Origin of the sequence: Bacterioplanoides sp., from assembly GCF_965219715.1 — a bacterium.
GTDB lineage: Bacteria > Pseudomonadota > Gammaproteobacteria > Pseudomonadales > Oceanobacteraceae > Bacterioplanoides.
Genome location: NZ_OZ244785.1, coordinates 2,287,581 through 2,309,485, shown reverse-complemented (window position 1 = coordinate 2,309,485; position 21,905 = coordinate 2,287,581). Strand labels below are relative to the sequence as shown.

Genomic DNA, 21,905 nt, shown 5'->3' with positions numbered 1-21,905 from the left:
GAGGATATAAAAACGCGTTACTGGTTCTGATTACGGTAATAATTCAGATCTTTCTGCGCACTGCCTAACTGGTATTCCAGATCGGCTACTTTTTGTTGCAGTTCTTTGGTTTGTTCCACTTCACGCTGGTGCTGTTCAAGCACCTGTTGCATATCTTGTTTGGCGGTTTCGACTTCATTTTTCCAGCGCCGGCTGAGCTGAAAACCCACTACGCCGCCACCAATTACCATGCCTGCAATAATCGCAAATACCAGAGCCATCGCTTTTGTCCGTTATTTATCTGAATAACAACCGAGTTTAACAAAGCTAGCGGCGCCTGACTCTGGTAAAATATCGCGCTTTCAGATTCAGACATAAGGTAACCCCTGTGACTATTAGCCAGCTGGTTGAAGAAAGTGGTGCGCAAATGCGCATTTTTGATCTTGGCCGCCGTATCACCAAGATCTCAAAAAAAGACTTTGCTGATTTTGAGCAGCTTGGCAAAGCGTATCCAACACCTTATCTGAAACATGCCTGGGTTGCGGTATTGAGCTGGAACCCGAAAAAGGCGGGACAGCACAATATCTGGTTCCTGAAATTACCTCTGGATGAACAGAATATCCTGCAGCCAGGCCCGCGTGACGCCTTTCTGCAGCATTGGTTGCGTGTTGTCGCTGATCCTGACAAAGAGCACGGAGAGGCGCCATGCAGCTTTAAGCCCGACCAGAATCGTATGGCCTATTTCCACGCAGTTTCGCTGATGACGCTGGGCCAGCCAACCACTCAGTACTATGCAACAGCGCGCGCTTACTTGAGTGGCGATCTGGGCTGGGAAAACTGGCAGCAATTGGGATTGCAAGGGCTGGCCGAAGTGGTTGCCCGTATTTCTGAAGACAATAACGAAAAACTGCTGGCTCAGGCGATTGGTCAAATGCCGGCGGTGCCACGTAATGTGCTGCTGGGATATCTGGAAAACAGCCAACCGGGTCACGAGCTGACGGTCGCTATTAACGATTGTCTGTCGACTGTGGTGGCTGCTGGTCCACAAGCGGCTGATCTGGCGGCGTTTGCCCGGGCGTTATCCAACAGCGTTAACGAGCAGCAGCGCCAGTTGTTATTACAGGCGATTCTGGCGCATCCGGTGAGCAAGTCGGTGGAAGTTCTGGCGGCCATTGGCAGCCGTTGCTGGCACGATCTGGAAGGTGAGCTGTTAAAAGCTTATCTGGAATGTCTGGCAGTTAATGAACAGGGTGATAATGCCTTTATGGCGCTGGTGGCGGACCTGATGACGCTGGCAGGAATGCGCGAGCGCATTCTGACAGTATTCCGCAGCCCTGAACGCAGTGAAGCCTTATCCAGTGCAATCGGCAAGTTGATGAATCTGGTGTCCGCTAGCACCGGCTCGGTGCAATAGGAGCTAACGATGGAGCTGTCGTCCAGCTGTCCGTGTTGTTCAGGTCAATCCTATGGTGAATGCTGTTACAACTTTCATCGTGGCCAGGCAGCACCCACTCCGGAGGCGTTAATGCGTTCACGCTACAGCGCCTTTGCGGTTGAAGATGCTGATTATCTGTCTGCCACCTGGCACAGTCAGACCCGTCCACAAAATCTGACGCTGGAGCCGGATACTCACTGGCTTAAGCTGGAAATTGTCGACAGTTCGGAAAAGGGTGATGAAGGTAAGGTCAGTTTTGTCGCGACCTTTCGTGAGAAGCAGGAATGGTTGCGTCTCAATGAAACATCCAGCTTCATCCGTGAAAGTGGCTGTTGGTACTACCTTGATGGCAACGCCAGCTTTGAGACGTTTAAACCCGGACGTAATGACGCCTGCCCATGTGGCAGCGGTCAGAAATTCAAGAAGTGTTGCGGCTGAACACAAGTTTCAGCCGTCGGTTCATCAGTCCTGCTGTGAGCGGCTCATGCCCTTCAGCAACATTCCCCAGGTCATGGCTAAGGCGCCAATCGTCGATGCCAGCAGCATCAGATTCACGAATAAGGTGTTGCGCGCGTAATACGTCGACAACGGCGCTTCAACATCGGTGCATTCGCCATTGTCGAAGTTGTAGAAGCCACCTTGTTGAGTACATTCCGTCACCGCTGACAGCTCCAGGCCATACAACACGACCAGTAACAGGCCTGGTAAGGCAAAAAGCAGCGATCCATAACGCAGCAACATGGCGATTTCTCCGAAATTTTAATAGTAAAAGTGCGATCTAACTTGACATAAAGGGGCTAATGTTTTCAGCTTAGCGGTTAGACTACGCCTGAAAAATGATAATAACTGATGCCGCCTATTATGTTACGAGCTATGAAACGAGCGTTTATTGTACCAGCCTTGCTGCTGGCCTTCCAAAGCCAGGCTGCTACTGAAGACCTGGACTCCCTGTTAACTTCGATCAAATCTGATATTCAGAATCAGCGTCTTTCCAGCCCATCTGGCAACAATGCGCTGGAGCGAATCACAGCATTTCGTGAGCAAGCCCCGTTTGATTTCCGTGTTGTACCGCTGACGTATCAGTGGGGTGAGGCTTATGTGGCGCTGGCGAATAAAGCCATTGCCAAAGGGCAAGTGGATAAGGCTCAGGGCTACCTCGATAAAGTCTGGTACGTTGCATCACTGACTCCGGGTCTGGAGGAAGCACAGGCCAAGATTGATGCAGCGGGTAAGGGCAAGAAAACAGCGGCTAAAGCGGCACCTAAACAGGTTGCTAAGGCTGAGCCTAAAGCCAAAGCAAAACCAAAAGGTCCAAGCAAGGCAGAGCTGGCGCGTCAGAAGAAAGTTGCTGAAGCTGCAGCAAAAGAAAAAGCCCGTCTCGAAGCGGAACGTAAGCGCAAACTGGAGCAGGCCAAGCGCGAAGCTCTGGAAGAGAAGAAACGTTTACAGGCTGAGCTGAAGCGTAAGCAGGAACAGGAACGTCAGCGTCGTTTGGCTGCTGCTAAAGCAGAAAAAGAAGCGGCTGCAAAACGTGCGGCAGCGGCAAAAGCCCAGAAAGCCGGTAAGAAGGTAGTGGCTAAAGCAGCTCCGGCCCCGGTTGTTAAGAAAGCGACCGCATCTGAGCTGAAAGGTGCTCGCACCTTGTGGCAATCGGCTAAAGAAAACACCGCACCATTGGCCAGCTACCCGGTTGCTTCGGAGATGATTGCTAATCGTGATCGTTCGATTGCTGAAAATCTGGAGCCGGTGTGTAAAGCCATTCTGGATAACGATGCATCGGTGGTATTACACACTGCCGATAAAGCGGATTATCGCTGGCTGACGGTACGTCTGACTTTGTGTCTGCGTCGTCTTGATCGTTCTTTCCGTCTGCGTCACAGCCATCAGCTGGCATCCGGTGACGAGCCTTTCGTAACCCTGCACCCATCGCGTGGTGTGTCGCTGGTGCGTCAGGTTGAGCGTTAAGCTGGCTTTGAAGAACTGATAAAAAAACCGGCGTCAGCCGGTTTTTTTTATGTCTGTGATTAATCACGATCTTCCGAACCGGCGTTGTCTGAAGTGAGTGCATGGTGCATCACATGATAAACCCAGTGCTGCTCCATGGTGCCGCCAAACAGATGTGCCCATGGGCCTGCTGCATACAGAGCGACGTCTTCACCGCCGTGGGTTTCGCTTTCTAACGGTACCAATGCCTGCTGCAGATAATCCGCTTGCTGAGCACGTTCAGGGTCTACCGATGTGCGATCTCCCTGCTGCCAGTCGACGGCGCCAGGCCCATTGCGATAGTTGATCGAGGTGTAATAACCACCATCGTCCAGTTGTTTCGCTGAGGTTTTAGGTCTTCCCTGATCATCATTACCTTTCACCACCCCCAGCATGGGATTGCCGCGGGTGGCATAACCCGCCAGTGTCAGCGTATGGCTGTGGTCAGCCGTAACAACCAGTAAGGTATCTTTAAGGTCGATGTTATTGAGCAACCATTGCACTGTCTGATGCAATTCCTGCGTTTCATTCAGAGCTTTATAGCCACTGCCGGCGTGATGGCCATGATCGATTCGTCCAGCCTCAATCATCAGGGCGTAACCTTTGCCGTTGTTGTGCTTCAGTCGTGTCAGCGCAGCTTTGGTCATATCCAGCAGTCCTGGAGTGCTAGTGTCGCGCTGGTCGATGTACGGCAGGTGTGAGCTGGAGAACAGCCCCAACCAGCGGCCTGAGGTGAGGTCGGCTTGCTGCAGTTGTTGCAGGTTCGTAAGGACTTGTTGCTGCGGATTCTGTTGTTGCCAGCTGGTGAGCAGGTTTTGCTGGTCCTGACGTTTGCCACCTTCCTGTTCTGGCAGGAAGTGACGTTTACCGCCACCAAATACCACTTCCAGTGCCTGATCACTGTTGTTCTGATCAATCAGCTGTTGGGCGATGTCACGGCAGTTATCGGCTTTGGCTGCGGCACTGAGTTTGTTATCGCTTTCCCAGTTGCGCTCGACGCTATGGGCGTACAAGGCTGCTGGGGTCGCGTGGGTAAGCCGTGCTGTGGTGACGATGCCGGTGGTTTTTCCCTGCTGCTCTGCCAGATCAAACAAGGTTGCCAATTTATGCTGTTGGCCGGAAGCGCAATCACTGCGTTGTGCCTGATCCGATACCGACAGAATACCTGCCTTGGTTTTGTGTCCGGTAACCAGCGCCGTCATGGTGCCGGCGGAATCCGGGGTCTGCTGATCAGTATTGTAGGTCTTAATCAGAGCGGAGTAGGGCAGGGTTTCAAAGCTCAAACTGAACTCTTCTCCCAGCAGTCCTTGCTGCTGTCCGCTGTAAATACGCGCGGCGGTGTGGGTAGTGATGCCCATACCGTCACCAACAACCAGAATAATGTTTTTGGCTTTGCTGGTATTGGCTTGTGGCGCAGCGTTGTTGGCTGCCTGTTGGCCGGAAGCAAACCATTGTGGCGAGCTGGTGGAATCTTTTACCGGTAAAGCCGGTTCACAGCCTGCCAGCAGTAAAGATGCGGAGGTTAAAGCAATGGCTAACGCAGTGGGTTTCAGCAGCATATTATTTCTCCTCTGCATTATGGGTTGGAGCCGATGCTTTTAGGGCCGGTTTTGTTTGAGCTGAGGCTGTCTGAGCTGAGGCTGTCTGAGCTGAGGTTGGCAAACCCAACGCCCTGCGAATCAGATGATAAATGCTGTGTTGTTCCAGCAAGCCGTGAAACAGCTGGGCACCAGGCCCCTGGGCATGTAATGCCACATCGTCGCTGCCGTGGGTCTCATAAGACTTTTCCCCAAGTGCCGCCTGATAAAAATCCGGGTCCATCGGATTGATCGCTTTGGGTGGGTCATTGTGCTGGGCGTTGTGTCGAGAGCCGTGCCAATAGATGCGTCCTGCCTGACGGTGTGTATGATCAGCCGAGCTGCTGCCACCGGCGCCATTGGCGTAGCCCAGCGTTGTATAGGGTTGATTGTCCGCTGCCAGTGTCAGCCCGTGATTATGAGTGAAGCCCAGGATCGGATTGCCACGTTCCGGGTAGCCCGCCATCGACAGGGTATGGCTGTGATCGGCGGTGACGACCAACAGCGTATCGTCACCGGCCTGTTGTTCGGCGGCAGCAATGGCGGCAGAGAACTCAACCGTTTCATCCAGCGCACGATAGGCGTTGCCCAGATGGTGACCGTGATCGATACGAGCGCCTTCGACAATCAGGATATAGCCGCGCAGTTTTTCAGTTTTTACTTTGTGTTTCAGATACGCGACCGCCACCTCAGTCATCTGCTGCAGGCGAGGCTGGCTGTCAGGCGCGTCCTGGTGGTAGGCCAGATGGCTGTTGGCAAACAGGCCCAGAACCGGTGATGAATGGCTGGTGTCCAGATTTTTATGGAGAGCTGCCAGCTGTTGTTGGGTTTCAATATATTGGCCGTCAGGAAACTGTGTCTGCCAGTCAGCAATCAGGTTACCGTCATCGCGTTTACCTTTTTTGTGCTGCTCCGGGGTGATGAAATTCCGCTTGCCACCACCCATTGCCAGATCTAACCCTGCCGGAAAAGCCTGATGAATCAGCTGCCAGGCAATATCTTTGCAACCATGTTGCTCGGCTTCCGAGGTGATGTCACTGTCGGCTTCCCAGCCGCGTTCGGGTGAATGAGCGTAGGTGGCTGCCGGGGTCGCGTGGGTCAGGCGCGCCGTAGTAACAATACCGGTGGCAAAGTTATGTTGCTGGGCCCACTGCAATAAGGTTTGTTGTTTATGGTTTTGCCATCCAGCACAGATCGCCCGGTCTTGTTCCGGACCCAGCGCAATAACTCCGGCCCGGGTTTTTACACCGGTGGTGATAGCACTCATGGTGCCAGCGGAATCCGGTGTTTGCTGGTTGGTGTTATAGGTTTTAATTAATGCGCTGTAGGGAAAAGACTCAAAACTCAGATTGTTTTCTTCACCACTGTTGCCCTGACGCTGGCCTTGAAAAATTCGTGCTGCGGTTAAAGTGGTAATACTCATGCCATCGCCAAGAAACAGCATCAGGTTGTTGGCTTTGGAAGGGAATTGAGATTGCTGCTGACGCTGTTGCAATCGTTGCTGTAACCACTGTTGCCCCTGATGAAAATCCGGTGTGCCCGATAACGGTTCAGAAGCATTACTCAATGGCGTCAAAACAGCCCCAAAAAGCAGCAGAGAAGAGATAAAATGGCGGCGCATATGCAAAGTCCTGTAAACATCACGGGGGGCAGTCTATATCCGACATCAGGTTGACTGCAAAACGTGATCAGCGTGTTACAATGCGTGCACTTTTCTATTTGATTTTTATTGTTTAATTTTTATGCGTTTGTTTAATCGTCTGTTCAGCATTTTTGCTGTCTCTCTTTCTTTTTCTGTCAGCGCTGCTGTTATCGTGCCATCGGCACCACAACTGGATGCCACGGCTTATGTTCTGATGGATGCCGACAGCGGCAAAATTCTGGTGGAAAAAAATGCTGATAAGCAAATTCCACCGGCCAGCCTGACCAAAATGATGACCAGTTATGTAGCTGTGCACGAGCTGGAACTGGGTAATGTTGAAGAACAAACGGAAGTACCGATCAGTGTCAAAGCCTGGCGTAAAAAAGGCTCCCGTATGTTTGTCCGCGAAGGGACTCAGGTGCCGCTGATTGATTTATTACGCGGCATTATTGTGCAGTCTGGCAATGATGCATCGGTTGCTGTGGCGGAATACTTCTCCGGTTCTGAAGATGCTTATGCGGAATGGATGAATCAATACGCTGAGCGTTTTGGCATGACCAATACTCAGTTTAAAAACGCTACTGGCTGGCCGGCGAAGGGTCATTATTCTTCGGCTGGTGATATGGCCCGTCTGGCATTACGCATCATTAAAGACCACCCGAAATATTATCCGTTGTATGCCGAAAAGTATTTTGAGTACAACAATATTCGTCAGCCAAACCGCAATAAACTGTTGTGGCGTGACCCGAGTGTTGATGGCTTAAAAACCGGACACACCGACGAAGCCGGCTTTTGTTTAGCGGCTTCGGCCGTGAAAGACGGTACTCGTTTTATTGCCGTGGTGATGGGTACTCGCAGTGAAGAAGCACGTGCGCGTGAGACGCAGAAATTACTGGCTTATGGCTTCCGCTATTTTGAAACTCATAAGTTATACGACGCCGGACAAGAGCTGCAGACCAAGCCGGTCTGGCTGGGTGAAAAAGATCAGATTAAGTTAGGTGTGGCCGAAGAGCTGTACCTGACTCTGCCTCGCGGCGCTAAGGGCGAGCTGCAGATTGATATCTTATCCGACGAGTTTATTGAAGCACCGATTAAGCAAGGTCAGGCGATTGGTACGGTAACCGTACGTATGGGTGATGAGATCCAGGCAGAATTGCCACTGGTAGCACTGGAAGAAGTCGAAGAAGCCGGTTTCTTTGGTCGTCTGATTGGCAAAATCAAACTGTTCTTTGCCAAGCTGTTTGCCTGATCCGGGCGCTTAGTGATTGTCCGAATGGCTGCCATTGTGCAGCCATTTTTTGTTTTGAATCCCCCTGAATGTCAGCCGTTGATCAGCCCGGCAGTACAGGAATGCTATCCTGCATTTTGTAGTTCACGGCTAATGTCCAATAGCGCTTGAAATTGTTTCAGGTTACAACCATATAGGTCTGAGTTCAGAATATGAGTGATGACCAAGAGAGGCGAACTGTGAGTCAGCCAGAAGCTCCAAAGATTGAATTCCCCTGTGCTAATTACCCAATCAAGGTGGTTGGTAAAGGCGAAGATGATTACGACCGGGTAATTTTTGACATTATTGCGGTACATGCACCGGATTGTGATTTTGCCAGACTGACGGCGCGCGACAGCAAAAATGGCCGTTTCCGCGCAGTGACGGTTTATATTACGGCCACTGGCATCGATCAGCTGCAGCAGATTCACACCGACCTCAGCGCTCACGATTACGTACATATGGTGATTTAATGACTTCAGTGCGGGTACGAAAACTCGGCCTTCAGGATTACGAAACCGTTTATCAGCGCATGACGGAGTTTACCGCCACGCGCGACGAGCAGACTGAAGATGAGTTGTGGTTCCTGCAGCACCCTAAGGTTTTCACTCAGGGACAGGCAGGAAAGGCTGAGCATGTATTAATGCCCGGCGATATTCCGGTAGTTCAGAGTGACCGTGGTGGTCAGGTGACGTATCACGGACCCGGACAACTGGTGGTGTACCTGATGGTGGACATCAAACGTAAAAGCTTTGGCCCCCGCCAGCTGGTGTCGGCGATTGAAGATGCCATTGTGGCAACGCTGAAGCAGTGGCAAATTGAATCGGCACCAAAAGCAGATGCACCCGGGGTATACACTGGCGAGCGTAAAATTGCCTCCCTCGGTTTACGTATTAAACAAGGTCGTTCTTTTCATGGCCTGGCATTGAATATCGATATGGATCTGGAGCCGTTCCTGCGAATTAACCCTTGTGGTTACGCCGGTATGCAAATGACTCAGGTGGTGAATGAAACCGATTTGCCGGTAACCTTCGATGATATTGCCGCGGAACTGCAGCAACAGCTGGTGGCGTTACTGGATTATCAGCAAGCCGAGTTTATCGACGAAACTGTCTGACCATTAGTAATGGATGAATCGGTGCAGAAAGGGACAAGACAGCACCAATAAAATAAGACATATAAAAAAGCCGGTGTCGCTGTCAGCAACACCGGCTTTTTTGTTCTGGCTGGGCAGTGGGGTGTTAAACCGACTTCAGCGGAATCAGGTTCTCTGCGGAGTTGTCGCCCGGGATGGCGGGCAATTCGATGCCGAGATTGTTTTTCTCGAATACCTGATCGGCACGATAGCTGGAGCGCACCATCGGCCCGGAAGCCACTTCCATAAAGCCTTTCTCCAAACCAACGTCACGGAAGTGATTAAACTGCTCCGGAGTCACGTAGCGATCAACCGGCAGGTGGTTTTTAGTAGGGCGCAGGTACTGACCCAGGGTCAGGATATCAACACCAATGGCACGCAGTTCGTCCATGGTCTGGTAAATTTCTTCGTCGGTTTCACCAATACCAACCATCAGACTGGTTTTTACCAGTACATCCGGGTTGTGGCGTTTGGCGAATGCCAGTACGTCCAGCGTTTGTTTGTAGCCGGCGCGCGGGTCTCTGACTACGTGGGTCAGACGTTCAACGGTTTCAACGTTCTGGGCGAACACATCCAGGCCGGAATCGACCACCAGGGCGACATGTTCTTCTACGCCGTTGAAGTCAGGTGTCAGCGCTTCGACTTTCACTTCTGGTGTCCGTGCCTTGATGGAACTGACACAGGCGGCGTAGTGCGCAGCACCGCCGTCGTCGAGATCATCGCGGTCAACCGAGGTTAATACGATGTAGCGCAGCCCCATCAGTTCTACTGATTCAGCGGTGTTGGCCGGTTCGTCTTTATCCAGCCAGCCTTTCGGGTTGCCGGTATCAACCGCACAGAAACGGCAGGCGCGGGTACAAACTGAGCCCATCACCATGATGGTGGCGGTACCATTCGACCAGCACTCGCCCATGTTCGGACAATGAGATTCTTCACAAACGGTACTCAGCTTATGGCTGCGGACATTGGCTTTCACCGCTTCAAAACGCTGACCACCGGGAATCTGAGCACGCAGCCATTTGGGCTTGCGTTGAATCGGCGCATTTTCTGCGTGTCCGGAAGTCGCTTTGATGCCGTCTTTGATGGCAGCAATACCATGTTCACTGCGGAACTTCTCACCACTGCGTGTGGCTTTGGTTTTGACTTCGGAAGGGTTTGATTGGGACTCGTGGCTCATGTGATTCCTCTGGCAGGGCGATCGGCCCGGAATTACGGACTGCAAAGCAAAAGTGTAACACAGGAGAGCGACTTAGAGAGTTAGCAATAGGGCGTAGGGGGAATTTCCCATGGGTAGTTTTACCCGGTGAAAGCGTGGCAATGTGGTCGTTGTGAACAATTGAAGCCCTGAGCTGAGCAGTCGCACGACCACTCAGCTTCAGGCAAACGATCAGCCGGAATCAGGGATTCATGACGCCCTGCCAGCTTTCACTGGTGACTTTGGCCGGATAGCCGCTGTCAGCCTTATCGGCACTCAGGTCGTAGCGAATATAACGCTGGCCGCTGAGGAAGATGTAAGCGCGGTCATTATTCCATTTTACTGCGGCCTGAATGTCGTTGGCGTATTCGCCCAGACCTGGCCAGGTGTCGTTATTAATGGCTTTGGGATAGCCGCTGTCGACCTGGTCATCGTCCAGATCAAACCGTAAGTAGCGACCATCATTCAGGAAGAAATACACCTTATCGCCATTGCCACGTAATGCCGCCGTAATTTTATCGGCGTAATCACCTAAGCCAGGCCAGCTGCTGTTATTAACGGCTTTTGGGTAACCGCTATCTGCTTTATCCAATACATTGTTATAGCGAACGTATTGACCATTGGCGAAGAAGTAATAACTGCTGCCGAGTTGTTTTTCGAAGGCTGCAATGACGCTACCACCCTGATCGTTAAATCCGGGCCAGCTGCTGTTGCTGGTGGTTTTCGGATAGCCGGCATCGGTTTTATCCAGCACTTTGGCGAAACGAATATAGCGGCTGTCGTCACGGAAAAAATACGCACGTGTGGCGTCCCAGCTGAGTGCTGCGGTGATATTGGCTTTATTAAGACGTAACGCAGCCGGTGTATTATTTTTTATCAGGCTGTAATCAGCCAGACCGCTTAACTCAGCCGTGTCAGACCAGCCTGAGGTATTGGCGGCAACCTGGGTGACAAATTGCTGATTACGATAAATATCAATATTGCCGTTGCTCTCGGGTAACCAGGTTATGTCGTAATTACTGTTGCTGGCTGGCATGACTTTACGAACGCCACTGTCGCCCAGCAGCGGGATACCATCCAGTAACCAGTCTTTTTCAATACTAATGCCCAGATACCGTAGTGCGGTTGGTACCAGGCTGGTTTGTGCGGCATAACCGTAAATATTATCGAAATCCTGATTTTCCAGACCATTAGCAACGTTGCTGTGTTCCTGATTCAGGGTTTTATTACTGGCGATAAAAATCGTTTTTTCTTCTTTGGTCTGATTGCCGTGGTTGCGGCCGCTGACGGGTTGGCGCCCGTGGTCTGTGGTTACCAGTACCAGCCAGTCGTGTGGGCTCTGATCAACGGCATTTAACAGCTGACCGACCTGATGATCTGCAGTTTTAACTGATGCCGAGTACTGGCTGCCAAATCCGTGGCTGTGGCCGGCACCGTCTGGATCATCAATGTGGAGAAAAATAAAGTCGTATCCACTCTGAATTAATTCCACACCTTTATTGGTTACAGCGTCATCGCTTAAGCCGCTCAGTGTCAGATCGTTTGTTACAACATCGTTCGGGAAGTAACGGGTATTGGGTTGCGACCAGTTCACCACGCTGGCGATTTTTGCATCGGGTAATTCGAGGCGCAGACGTTTAAAAATGCTCGGAAACTGAGGGTTGGCCAAGCCTGACCCATTGGATGTTACGCCATGTTTGTTAGCCCAAACTCCGGTCAGAATGGTCGACCAGCCGGGGCCACTGGAAGTCCCTTGTTCGCTGGCTGTTCCCGTTATGCCACCGGTGTAGGCTTTTTTAACAATCAGACGATCCATATTGGGCGTGGCAATTTGCTGCATCTGTTCCAGTTGCACGCCGTCCAGGCCGATTAACAGGACTTTTTTCTCTCCGTTTTTTTCAACCGGAACGACGACATCTTTACCGATATCATCGGCGGGTGGCTTTGAAGCCGCGAGGCTGGTGAGAGGAATGATCAGTGCTGCTAAGCACGCACCTATGTTCAGCGAGGTTTTCATTATTTTCTCCTTATGGTCTAGTCCAGAAATCAATCTAAAAGAGAATCAATGAAAAAGGTATGACAGTGTGGTTCAACGTGCCAGATTGGCCCGATTCGCAGGATGGTATTAACGGATAAAAAAAGGGCGCCGCCCTGGCGCCCAAAAGGAAGAAACTTATTTCCAGAATTCGAGGCTGGTAAAGTTCTGGTACTCAGTGACCGCTCTGTCGTACTGAATTTTCATTGCATCGTAAGCCTGTTGGGTAATTTCAATCTTGCTGTTAGCAGTATCGGAACTGGCCTCAACCACTTCAATCAGATTGGCTGCACTGTTTACTAACTCGCTGTTCGTTGTGGCAATTTTCTGATTGTTGTCGCTGGTTAATTCACTCAGCGTTTCCTTTTCGTAACCTTCCGGTTCGGTATTACAGTCGCTCAGGCTACGGTTGTAGCCCTTAAAGCGAACAACCGGTTCGTTATTACGAATGCTGTAGATCATACATTCGTCCGGGCTCAGGCCATTAAGGTTGTTGGCATTATTAAAGTTATAAGCCAGCCAATCGGAACGACTTGCCGCACTGTAATTGTCTTTAACAAAGTTGTTTGCATCCTGAGTACTGACCTGGCGGCGCTCAACGTGTTGTGACAGATAAACCTGTTTGCCGGAACGCAGTGTGTGCCCGGTTACTGACTCTTTAATCGCCCAGTAATATGGCGTTGCCTTGTTATTTAATGACAACTGATCGCCGTAAAGGTAGGCAAAAGAATTAATAATTGCAGCAGAGTTTTCGCGAATGGGAGCTGGTGTCCACTGGAAAGAGCGGTAACCAATTTTGTCGCCTGCCGGTTTTCCGTAATCAGCGTAGTTTTCGATCAGGTATGAACCGGAGTTGTTGCGATCAACACGGGTAACGTCGCCAATCAGCTCATTGTTCTGACGTAATAAAAACGTGCTTTGAATAGCCAGGCTGCCATCGCTGTCTTTTTCCAGTTTCTCAATATAGTACTGGCTGCCTTCAGACTGGGCTTCACCGTACGCGCGGAAGAAGCTTAATACTTCATAGCGTGAAGAGCGACCAGGGCCCAGTGACATTGCTTTAAAAGACTGTTGCGGTAATGCGTCACAATTGCTGGCTTCATCATCGGCCAGATAAATAATTTTGGCTGAATCTTTTTCGACGATACAGGCTTTGCTTGCCTGCTCTGGATTCAGAGAATTATAAAGAGCAGTCATTTGCTGCTTTTGTTCATCGCTCACCGTCAGGCTTGCCAGCACGGTTTCAAGTGACGGCAAAGTAACTGGCGTATTGCTGGCTGCGGAATTCTTTAATGCATAATCCAGTACCACAAAATCAATTTTGTTTTGTTCCACTTTTTGCTGAGTGTACTTAATACTGGCTTTGCTTTTGTAATAACCCTGCAAGCTGCTGATGTCGTTCGCTGAAGCCTGCGCAGAAACGAGTAAACCTGCGGTAACCACCGCGGCGGATAATAATGATTGATTCATGGCAGTCACCTTAGTCAAACGTTTTAATGGCTGGAATAGAGCTGGAGTCCAGTGACTGGAACGTTACTTGTTGCAGATCGGACACCGGGAATTTATCCAGTGCTAAAGCATTCTTCTGCGGAATGGCATTGGTGCTGCTATTGCCAGAGGTTTGCGGTTTGCTGTCCGGCTTTGATGATGAGGATGAACCTGAACCGCCACAGGCAGCCAGGGACAGGGTGAGTACAACTAAAAAGATTCTCATTAAACACTCCTGATAACAAAAAACGAAAACTATCAGGGCGAAAGGCGACAATCATTGCCATACTGGCTCAATTGCTGACCGACTGGTCTATATTTATCCGGCTGGCATGATAGGTTGGCAGAAATGTGCGCTGGTGCTCAGTTACCGGTAATCAGTCGCTGGCGCTTTTTTGTTGGCGAAACTGCTTTGGCGTGCAACCTGTCCATCCCTTGAAGGCACGATGAAATGACGTACTGTCTTTGTATTGCAGCAGTTCGGCAATCTGCTCGATAGACAATTTATTCTGATAAATCAGACGCTTGGCTGTGGTTAATTTCACGCGTTTATCAATTTCACTGAAGCTGCTGTTCTCTTCCTGAATCTTACGTTTCAGCGTTGAAGCACTCATTTTCAGTTTGGCGGCAATATCCGGCAGTTTCAGAACCAATGATTGCTGCTGAGCTTGTTGCAGCATCTCTTCGACCTGTGAAGAAATACTGACATGTACCGTTTTCTGAATCAGCTCGTTGATGTTATCAAGCAGCATGTTTTTTACGCTGGGGTCTGGCGAATGAACTTTCAGTTCCAGAACATGTTTATCAACCAGCATTTCGTTACGGCTGGCATTAAAACTCACCGGACATTGAAACAGCTGCTGATACAAGGCTTCGTCAGCGTTAGGTGCATGAGTGAAGTAGACGTGTTTGACCCGCACTTTATCTGTGTTTTCAGGCGACACCAGCTGTTGTCCAACCCGCAGTACCGATAAGAAATCCAGCTCAACCAGTGCTGCGGTTAACCAACGGTTTGAGGCACGGGTATGGTTGCTGTATTGGTAGGTATCTTCACCACATAGCTTCAGTGTGCCGATCATTCCGGTGTGCATCAGCTTTTCATGAAAACGACTGCCATCAAAAGCTTCCAGCAGGTTTTCACAATTCATCCAGTAGTGCGCCATGATGCCGTAGTCCGGCAACACAATCGGGTCGGCACACAATAATCCCAATGCTTCCTGCTGGGTCAGCTCGCGGGCTTTTTGCCAGATGTATTCAATCTGAGAGACCGGCAAACGCATCACGTTGCCTTTCATAAACTCCAGCGGAATGTCGAGGCTTTTCAGAAACTCGGAGCGGCGGAAGCCACTGCGCTTGAGATGCTGCAGTACAACGTGGACATAGCGGACGGTGGCGGTTTGTTGTTCGTTCATGTGCTGGGACTTGCGTACTGCTTTTCGTTAGATAATGCTCGTTTCACGATTATTTATCAAACAAACTGGCTTGTTAAGTCGTAATTTGGCACTAAGTGTCATTTGATGGCGCTTTAAGGAAATTTGTACTTATGTTCCGAAACAGGCCAGTATTTTGGTCTAGGCCAAATTGTTATTCTTTGGACTTGATTGCTAGTTACCTCAGAAAAAAGGAGTGTTTGAATCCATTTTTTAAACAGTGCTTCCGGATAAATAACAATGAAAAGCAAGCTTTCTCGCCTGAACAGTCGGCTACTGGCTGCTGCTGTACTCGCTGGCTCATGTGGTTCTGCTGTTGCAGGCTGGAGTCAGGATGCTCTTAATCTGCAATACCAACTGCAGAAGCATACGCCAATCACCCAAAGCAACATTATTGGTACTCATAATTCCTACAGCTCAAACGCCTATGATATGGAGCTGTATGAGAATCAGAACCTGAGTATTACTCAACAACTGGAGCAAGGGTCTCGTTTTCTCGAACTGGATTTATGGCGCAATACCAAGGTTGAGTACGTTTCTGTCATTCTCTGCCACAACGGCGGTCGCTGTGATATTGAATCCAGTTTAATTACCGGTCTGCTGCCTGACGATTATATTTATCTCGACTCTGCGCTGGTGGAGATTGCCGATTGGGCCAAGAAGAATCGTGATCAGATTATCGTCATCAAACTCGAAGATCAGATGGCTGATGACGAATACCATTATTTCGAAGAAGCAATACAGCGTACGATTGGTGATATCGTTTATCGGCCGCAGCGCACTTCCGCTGACGAGGGCTGTAAATCTTTTCCTGCCGATCTGACTCCGGCCGAGATGCTCGACCAGGGCAAGCAAATTATTTTCAAAGGGTATTCCGGTGCTTCCTGCAATCCGATCGGCCGCTCCTGGGTGTTCCAGAGCACCAACCCGGAACGCGATAGCGAGGCTTATAAAAACTACGGCCATGAATATCGTGCCTGCAGTGTTCACGGTGGTGGCCGTTATGCGTTGTTTTACGATGATGCCGCAGAAGGCGATCCGGCAGCTGACGGCGTTATGCCGGATAGCGCGGTACGACCATTGATGAAGTGTGGTGGTACTGTCTTCGGTTTTGACTGGTTAAAAACAGATGACAACCGTATTGCCGAAGCGGTCTGGAGCTGGGCTCCGGATCAACCGGATAACAAAGCCGGTAACGGTTCAGCTGCTGCGGTAGATTGTGCAGTCAGTTACAACGGTCGTTTTTATGACGATAGCTGTGGATTAAATTTCGCTTACAGCTGCAGCGATGGTAATCGTTGGAAAATAACCTCGGCAGAAGGTGCATGGCAAAATGGCCAGGCAGTTTGTCGGGCAGAGTTTGGTAATGCGTTTGACTTTGATGTGCCACGGACATCTAAGCAAAACCAGGCACTGGAAAGTGCAAAAATTGCAGCGCAGAAAACCGCGGCCTGGCTGAATTACAGTGAGCAAAGTAATGGTGCTTGGTTAAGCGGAGCAGATCTGCAACACGCGGCTAACCTGAATGAAAACACGGGTTTAAAAGTACAAAGCTGGAATGACTACAAATGGGTTTATTCCGATGCTGGTACTGGCGGCGATAATAATCTTTCGGTATGGCGCGCCCAGAATCTTACCGATGGCTGGTATAGCCTCGGCGATGTTGCCGGTCTTGCGACCAGCGGTCCACGTGCTTATACCTACTCCCGTAAACCGGGTAGCTCACTGGTCGCTTTTGATGATGGCAGTGGGAAATTAGCCAAGCCTGTTAGTTACGATTGGCGCTGGAATGACTGGAAAACCGGTGGTGATACCGACGTGACTTTCTGGCAACCGGTAGCGCCGGTAGGCTACACCTGTTTAGGTTCTATTGCGGTTGCGTCGCAAAGTCGCACTCAGCCTGATACTAATCTGATGCGTTGTGTTCGTGATGATCAACTGATTGAGTCCAGCTCTTTGTGGGAATGGAGCGATGCCGGTTCCGGTGGCGCTTATGACGCAACGGCGTATCTGAATTCTTATTTTAATGGTGCTTCTGTGCCTGCCGGGGCGACAGCCAATACCGGTTTAAGCCCGAATACTTTTATTGTTAATCCAAAAAACTTTGATCGTTTCCGTGTTCTGGATTCACGCGTTGTTAATTGGCTTAACGGCCCTCTGAGTCTGCCTTCACAACGTGCGTCACACTTGTGTAATCAGAACAGCGACTGCGTTAGTAAAAATGAATATCGCGAGTTACGCGTTAATGGTAAATGCCTGGACTTTGAAGGTTCGGTTCCTGCCAACGGTAAAAAAGCAGTGATCTGGGATTGCAGTGGTGTTGCCTGGCAGAAATGGAAATACGATAGCCTGACAGGTTTATTACACAATAAAGCTGATCCTTCTTATTGTCTTGATCACGCTGGTTGGTCGAATAATGGCGCTCGTCCGCATATGTGGCAATGCGCTTCCTGGAGCAATAATCAGAAATGGAATTTCACCGGAAAACTGATTGCACCAAAACCAAATTCCAATCTGACTCTCGATGCTTTTGGCACTGAAAATGGCGCTGCTGTTGGTTTGTGGCAACGTCATGGCGGCGCGAATCAGCAATGGAGCTGGAATTAGTTTGATGCCCTTAAGTGAACGATAAAAAAATAATTATTTAATAAAAATAACAAATGCTTTTGTTCTCAGTAAATTAAACGAGGATCGATCATGAAAAAAAGAATAATAGCGACGGCCGTTGCTGGAGTGCTCGCTGCATTTCAGCCTGCCTTTGCACATAATGACGAGGCTTATAGCCACGACTATAAAGCGGTAGGAAATCAGCCGCAGTGGATGGCACGGGTTCCGGGGGAAAAGCGCGTCAGTGAGCTATCACTTCCAGGCACCCACGATACAATGTCAATTAAAGCCGGTGATATCTGGCAAAACCAAACGATGACACTGATGCAGCAGCTGAACTCAGGTCTTCGTGTATTTGACATGCGCGTGCGTCATGTAAACAACCGCTACCGCATGCACCACGGAATTATCGATCAGGATACCTATTTCGACGATGTGCTGCGTGATATCAATGAGTTTTTAACCGCTAACCCTTCTGAAACGGTTTTATTCCGTCTGAAGCGCACCGATGGTTCCGGTAATAGCCGCAGCTACAACGACACTCTGGATGAGTACCTGTTAAATCTCGGCGAGCGTCATTACACCGGTCACAGCGACAACCCAACGCTGGATGAAATTCGTGGCAAGTTTGTGATTATGCAGGAGTTCGGTGGTGCCGATTATGGTATTCCGTACAGTAACCTGGATATTCAGGACGACTATTCACTGACGACTAACTGGGATTTATACGATAAGTGGACCTCGGTTAAAAATCACATTAATAAAGCGACTAATGGAAATCGCGACACCATTTATATGAACTATTTAAGTGGTGCTAATGGCTCTTTCCCTTACTTTGTAGTGAGTGGTCATTCAAGTCCTGGTACTTCTGCACCGCGTCTGGCAACCGGCTTAACCACTCCGGGCTGGAAAAACTCGTATCCGGATTTTCCTCGCACAACCTGTTTTATTGGTATTTGTACCATTTCTTTTGAAGGTACCAACACTTTGACCGCCGATTATATTGAAAAAGGTGGTTTTACCGGGATGGTTATGACCGACTTCCCGGGCGAGCGTCTGATTAACAATATTATTAACCTGAATGACCTCTCCGATTACCATTTCGAAGAGTTCAGTTGGGGTCAGGCGACCGATGAAAGCGTTAACTTATGCGCCAGCGGTAAATGCCTGGTTGAAGGTGATAAGTTCGCAATCGATGAACCTGCACCGAAGAGCTCTTTATCGGTTGTGAGCTATAACGTCTTGCGACCTTCAGCTGAGCGTATTCAGAACCAGGTTAATTACCTGAAGCAAAAATTCGGTGAGCAAGGTCCGGACGTTATTCTGTTAAGCGAAACGGTGCGTGGTGATGGCTGTGGCAGCGGCCGCAATACTGCCCGTGAATATGCGAAGGCGTTTAATGGCTACTATGTAAACGCCAATGAAGACGGTGCCAGCTCAAGCTGTCAGACCGGTAATGCCATTGTTTCCCGTTACCCGATGGGCAATGTTTCAAAAGTACGGTTTAAGGCTCAGCACTCCAGTTTCCCAGGTACCGCTGAAACGGATACCGGCCGTTCTTTTGTTGTGGCTGATTTAAAAGTGGGCGACGATATTGTTCACGTTTACTCAACTCATTCTGCTTCTCCGTTTGGTATTCCCGGTGATAAAGCCCGTAAAGGCCAGCACGCTGAAATGGTTTACCATGCGAAAGGGAAGCCATTTACCCGGATTCTGGGTGGTGATTTAAATGCTGTGGGTCATATTTTTGCGGATCCGTTAGGTCTGCATGATATTTCGCTCAATCCGATTTTTGATGATAACTACACCGATGCGCATGATGGTCTGGCGACTCATAAGCGTATTACTTCAGAAGCTGGTCTGGTTGCCAATGACTGGACTTTGTTACTCGACTTTATTTTCGTTAAAGGCGGTAAAGTTTTAAGTGCCGATCTGTGTGGCTCTGAGTGTCGTGACAGCAGCGTATTATCCGATCATGTGCCTATCTGGGCGGATATTCAGTTTGAAGAAAGCAATCTGGCTTCCCTGAGCGGAGGTATCGATATTCCGGAAGATTATCGTCTGCAGGTTGAACATGCTTTAGGTTTCGACCGGGTATGGACTGATGCCGGTTCCGGTGCTGATGATGATGTTTCCATCTGGCGTCCAAACGGTGCTGATGGGTTCTATCGCCTGGGTGATTACGCTGTGGGTAGCCATAGCAAGCCAAGTAATCCATCTGCGCTGGTGGCAAAAGATGATGGCAGTGGTGCTTTGGCTAAACCTGCCGGTTATTCCCGCGTATGGAGCGATGCCGGCTCGGGTGCTGACCAGGATGTTTCGCTATGGAAACCAACCGCTCCAGCAGGCTATCAGTGCCTAGGTTTATTGGCGACCAGTGGTGCCAAGCCAAGTACCAATGATATGCGTTGCGTATGGCGTGGATTCCTGACGCAAGGCGGTAGTTTTGAAGTTTGGGATGATTCCGGCTCCGGTGCTGATGCTGATGTCGGTATTTATCAGGCATATTCCTACAGCAATGATAATGCTGTCGCAGCGGGTACTTTTAATGCGACGGGAAGCCATAGCAATGCCGGAGACTTCAAGCAATACCAGACGCTGAGTATGAATAAAATCCAGTTTACTGATTTCCGTGAATTGAAAGTGATGGGTAAATGTATGGACGTACCTGCTGGAAAATTAGCCAGCAGCGAAGTTCATGCAAATGCTTATGTTTGGGATTGCTGGAATCCGGCGGCATGGCAGAAATGGGGCTATGAAGAAGCGACGGGTTTTATTCGCAGCAAACATAACCGCAACATGTGCTTAGACAGTACTCACGGTAACTCTGCTGGTACGAATGTGGTGATGCATCCATGTGTCGACCATATTAATCTGAAGTGGGATTTTGTTGGCGATACCATTCGCCCGCGTAAAAATCACAACCTGGCACTGGACCTGTCACACTCAGATACCAGTAACGGCGCTAACTTGTTGTTATGGTACCCAACCGGTAACCCAAATCAGGATTTCACCTGGGGTAGTCGTTAAGACCATACGCAGGAAAACTGCTGTAAATACAAAGGGTGCCAAAAGGCACCCTTTTTTTGGTTACAGCAACAATGAAACAAGGATGAATAAACCGGGCGAATAATGGTTTATGCACAGGATGAGTTTGCAGGGCCGATACATCAGTCGGTTTAATAATGTTATTGAGCAATAAAAGAGTCATGTTATGTATCGCATAAGAGTAGAGAGAACAGTTTCACAGCCTGTTAGTGTGGTGTTTGAGGCGTTGTCTGATCATCAGAACTATGCAAAATTCCCAATGATTAACGAGTCGGTCTTATTGCAACCGGGAGAGCCGCAGGCAAATGGTAACGGTGCACTGCGTCTGATTCGCAGCGGAAACTTTGTTGTAAAAGAACGGATTTACGACGTATTGACGGATAGCCAGATCTGTTACCAGATTGAATACTCAAAGCCTATTCCTATGGGGCATCAGCTTGGCAAGATAAGCATGGAAGCGATTGATGCCACGCACACACGGGTTGTATGGATCTCTGAGGGGCACGTTTCCTGGCCAGTGATCGGCTGGTTGATGGATAAACAAATTGAAAAGAATGGTGTACGTGTATTTCATCGTATGTTGAAGCATATCGAGGAAAACGGAGGGCTTTAGTTTGACGTCAAAACTTGCAACGCAATGCTCATGTGGTGAATGTCAGATTCAGGTTCATGAGCCTTTGTTAGCGCGTTTCTATTGTCACTGCTCAATCTGTCAGGCGGTATATAAGGAAAAGTACTCTGATGTGACTGTTCAGTTGGCGGGGAAAGTTTCAATGGTTAAACGTTCCGAGATTACCTTTCGTCGTTACAAACGCTGGTTGTCGTTGAATCGTGGTGTTTGTAGTAACTGCGGTGATCCGGTAATAGCAACGTTATTCAGTATCTTTGCTTTTATCCCGTCTCGGAATTATATCGAGGGCGGTCGGCTTCCCGAATCACAAGCGAGAATATTCTGCCAGGACCCAGAAATCAAAAATACAAACCTGAGCGTTGCATCGGGATACTGGAAAAGCCAGTTATTAGTCTCACTTTTAATCATTAAGCGATTACTCCGCTTCGGCCGTTAATATTAGGCATTGTGAGA

General features: G+C 49.5%; 18 protein-coding genes. 9 read left to right on the top strand and 9 right to left on the bottom strand.

What is annotated here, in order from left to right:
- Positions 1-17: 17 nt before the first annotated feature.
- Positions 18-260: a hypothetical protein gene (locus tag ACOQOZ_RS10950; RefSeq protein ID WP_420592311.1), complete on the bottom strand. Its 243-nt coding sequence runs from the start codon at positions 258-260 to the stop codon at positions 18-20.
- 107 nt (positions 261-367) lie between these two features.
- Here ACOQOZ_RS10950 and ACOQOZ_RS10945 point away from each other — a divergent pair, with 107 nt between their 5' ends.
- Together ACOQOZ_RS10945 and ACOQOZ_RS10940 are read left to right on the top strand one after the other, a co-directional pair.
- Positions 368-1,393: a DUF3549 family protein gene (locus ACOQOZ_RS10945; protein WP_420592310.1), complete on the top strand. Its 1,026-nt coding sequence runs from the start codon at positions 368-370 to the stop codon at positions 1,391-1,393.
- 9 nt (positions 1,394-1,402) lie between these two features.
- Positions 1,403-1,852, top strand: a complete 450-nt coding sequence (locus tag ACOQOZ_RS10940) for a YchJ family protein (RefSeq protein WP_420592309.1) — start codon at positions 1,403-1,405, stop codon at positions 1,850-1,852.
- 24 nt (positions 1,853-1,876) lie between these two features.
- Here ACOQOZ_RS10940 and ACOQOZ_RS10935 read toward each other — a convergent pair whose 3' ends face one another.
- Positions 1,877-2,155, bottom strand: a complete 279-nt coding sequence (locus tag ACOQOZ_RS10935) for a hypothetical protein (RefSeq protein ID WP_420592308.1) — start codon at positions 2,153-2,155, stop codon at positions 1,877-1,879.
- 132 nt (positions 2,156-2,287) lie between these two features.
- On the opposite strand from ACOQOZ_RS10935, the gene ACOQOZ_RS10930 reads away from it, so the two are divergent.
- Entirely contained in the window at positions 2,288-3,379 is a 1,092-nt protein-coding gene (locus tag ACOQOZ_RS10930; protein ID WP_420592307.1) for a hypothetical protein, read from the top strand.
- 59 nt (positions 3,380-3,438) lie between these two features.
- Here ACOQOZ_RS10930 and ACOQOZ_RS10925 read toward each other — a convergent pair whose 3' ends face one another.
- The gene (locus ACOQOZ_RS10925) at positions 3,439-4,956 is read right to left on the bottom strand and encodes an alkaline phosphatase (RefSeq protein ID WP_420592306.1); all 1,518 of its coding nucleotides are present in this window, start codon (positions 4,954-4,956) and stop codon (positions 3,439-3,441) included.
- A gap of 1 nt (position 4,957) precedes the next feature.
- A complete protein-coding gene (locus ACOQOZ_RS10920; RefSeq protein ID WP_420592305.1) occupies positions 4,958-6,595 on the bottom strand; it encodes an alkaline phosphatase in 1,638 nt (545 codons plus the stop codon).
- Between the two features lie 121 nt (positions 6,596-6,716).
- On the opposite strand from ACOQOZ_RS10920, the gene ACOQOZ_RS10915 reads away from it, so the two are divergent.
- From ACOQOZ_RS10915 to lipB, 3 genes are all read left to right on the top strand, one after another.
- Entirely contained in the window at positions 6,717-7,865 is a 1,149-nt protein-coding gene (locus ACOQOZ_RS10915; RefSeq protein WP_420592304.1) for a D-alanyl-D-alanine carboxypeptidase family protein, read from the top strand.
- Positions 7,866-8,083: 218 nt separating this feature from the next.
- The gene (locus ACOQOZ_RS10910) at positions 8,084-8,356 is read left to right on the top strand and encodes a YbeD family protein (protein ID WP_420592303.1); all 273 of its coding nucleotides are present in this window, start codon (positions 8,084-8,086) and stop codon (positions 8,354-8,356) included.
- Positions 8,356-9,000: a lipoyl(octanoyl) transferase LipB gene (lipB, locus tag ACOQOZ_RS10905; RefSeq protein ID WP_420592302.1), complete on the top strand. Its 645-nt coding sequence runs from the start codon at positions 8,356-8,358 to the stop codon at positions 8,998-9,000. Before ACOQOZ_RS10910 ends, lipB begins: the two co-directional genes overlap by 1 nt.
- A gap of 124 nt (positions 9,001-9,124) precedes the next feature.
- Here lipB and lipA read toward each other — a convergent pair whose 3' ends face one another.
- The 5 genes from lipA to ACOQOZ_RS10880 form a co-directional block, all read right to left on the bottom strand.
- On the bottom strand, positions 9,125-10,195 hold the full coding sequence (lipA, locus tag ACOQOZ_RS10900; protein ID WP_420592301.1) for a lipoyl synthase: 1,071 nt from the start codon (positions 10,193-10,195) through the stop codon (positions 9,125-9,127).
- Positions 10,196-10,415: 220 nt separating this feature from the next.
- On the bottom strand, positions 10,416-12,230 hold the full coding sequence (locus tag ACOQOZ_RS10895; protein WP_420592300.1) for a hemopexin repeat-containing protein: 1,815 nt from the start codon (positions 12,228-12,230) through the stop codon (positions 10,416-10,418).
- A gap of 156 nt (positions 12,231-12,386) precedes the next feature.
- A complete protein-coding gene (locus ACOQOZ_RS10890) occupies positions 12,387-13,718 on the bottom strand; it encodes a hypothetical protein (protein WP_420592299.1) in 1,332 nt (443 codons plus the stop codon).
- Positions 13,719-13,728: 10 nt separating this feature from the next.
- The gene (locus ACOQOZ_RS10885) at positions 13,729-13,962 is read right to left on the bottom strand and encodes a hypothetical protein (protein ID WP_420592298.1); all 234 of its coding nucleotides are present in this window, start codon (positions 13,960-13,962) and stop codon (positions 13,729-13,731) included.
- Positions 13,963-14,113: 151 nt separating this feature from the next.
- Positions 14,114-15,148 carry an AraC family transcriptional regulator ligand-binding domain-containing protein gene (locus tag ACOQOZ_RS10880; RefSeq protein WP_420592297.1) on the bottom strand — a complete coding sequence of 345 codons (1,035 nt, stop codon included), beginning with the start codon at positions 15,146-15,148 and terminating at the stop codon, positions 14,114-14,116.
- Positions 15,149-15,406: 258 nt separating this feature from the next.
- Here ACOQOZ_RS10880 and ACOQOZ_RS10875 point away from each other — a divergent pair, with 258 nt between their 5' ends.
- The 3 genes from ACOQOZ_RS10875 (at position 15,407) to ACOQOZ_RS10865 (ending at position 21,434) form a co-directional block, all read left to right on the top strand.
- Positions 15,407-17,773, top strand: coding sequence for a phosphatidylinositol-specific phospholipase C domain-containing protein (locus ACOQOZ_RS10875; protein WP_420592296.1), 2,367 nt, complete (start codon positions 15,407-15,409; stop codon positions 17,771-17,773).
- Between the two features lie 90 nt (positions 17,774-17,863).
- A complete protein-coding gene (locus ACOQOZ_RS10870; RefSeq protein WP_420592295.1) occupies positions 17,864-20,803 on the top strand; it encodes a phosphatidylinositol-specific phospholipase C domain-containing protein in 2,940 nt (979 codons plus the stop codon).
- A 184-nt stretch (positions 20,804-20,987) separates the two neighbouring features.
- Positions 20,988-21,434 (top strand): SRPBCC family protein, encoded by a 447-nt coding sequence (locus ACOQOZ_RS10865; RefSeq protein WP_420592294.1) that lies wholly within the window; start codon positions 20,988-20,990, stop codon positions 21,432-21,434.
- Positions 21,435-21,905: the final 471 nt, after the last annotated feature.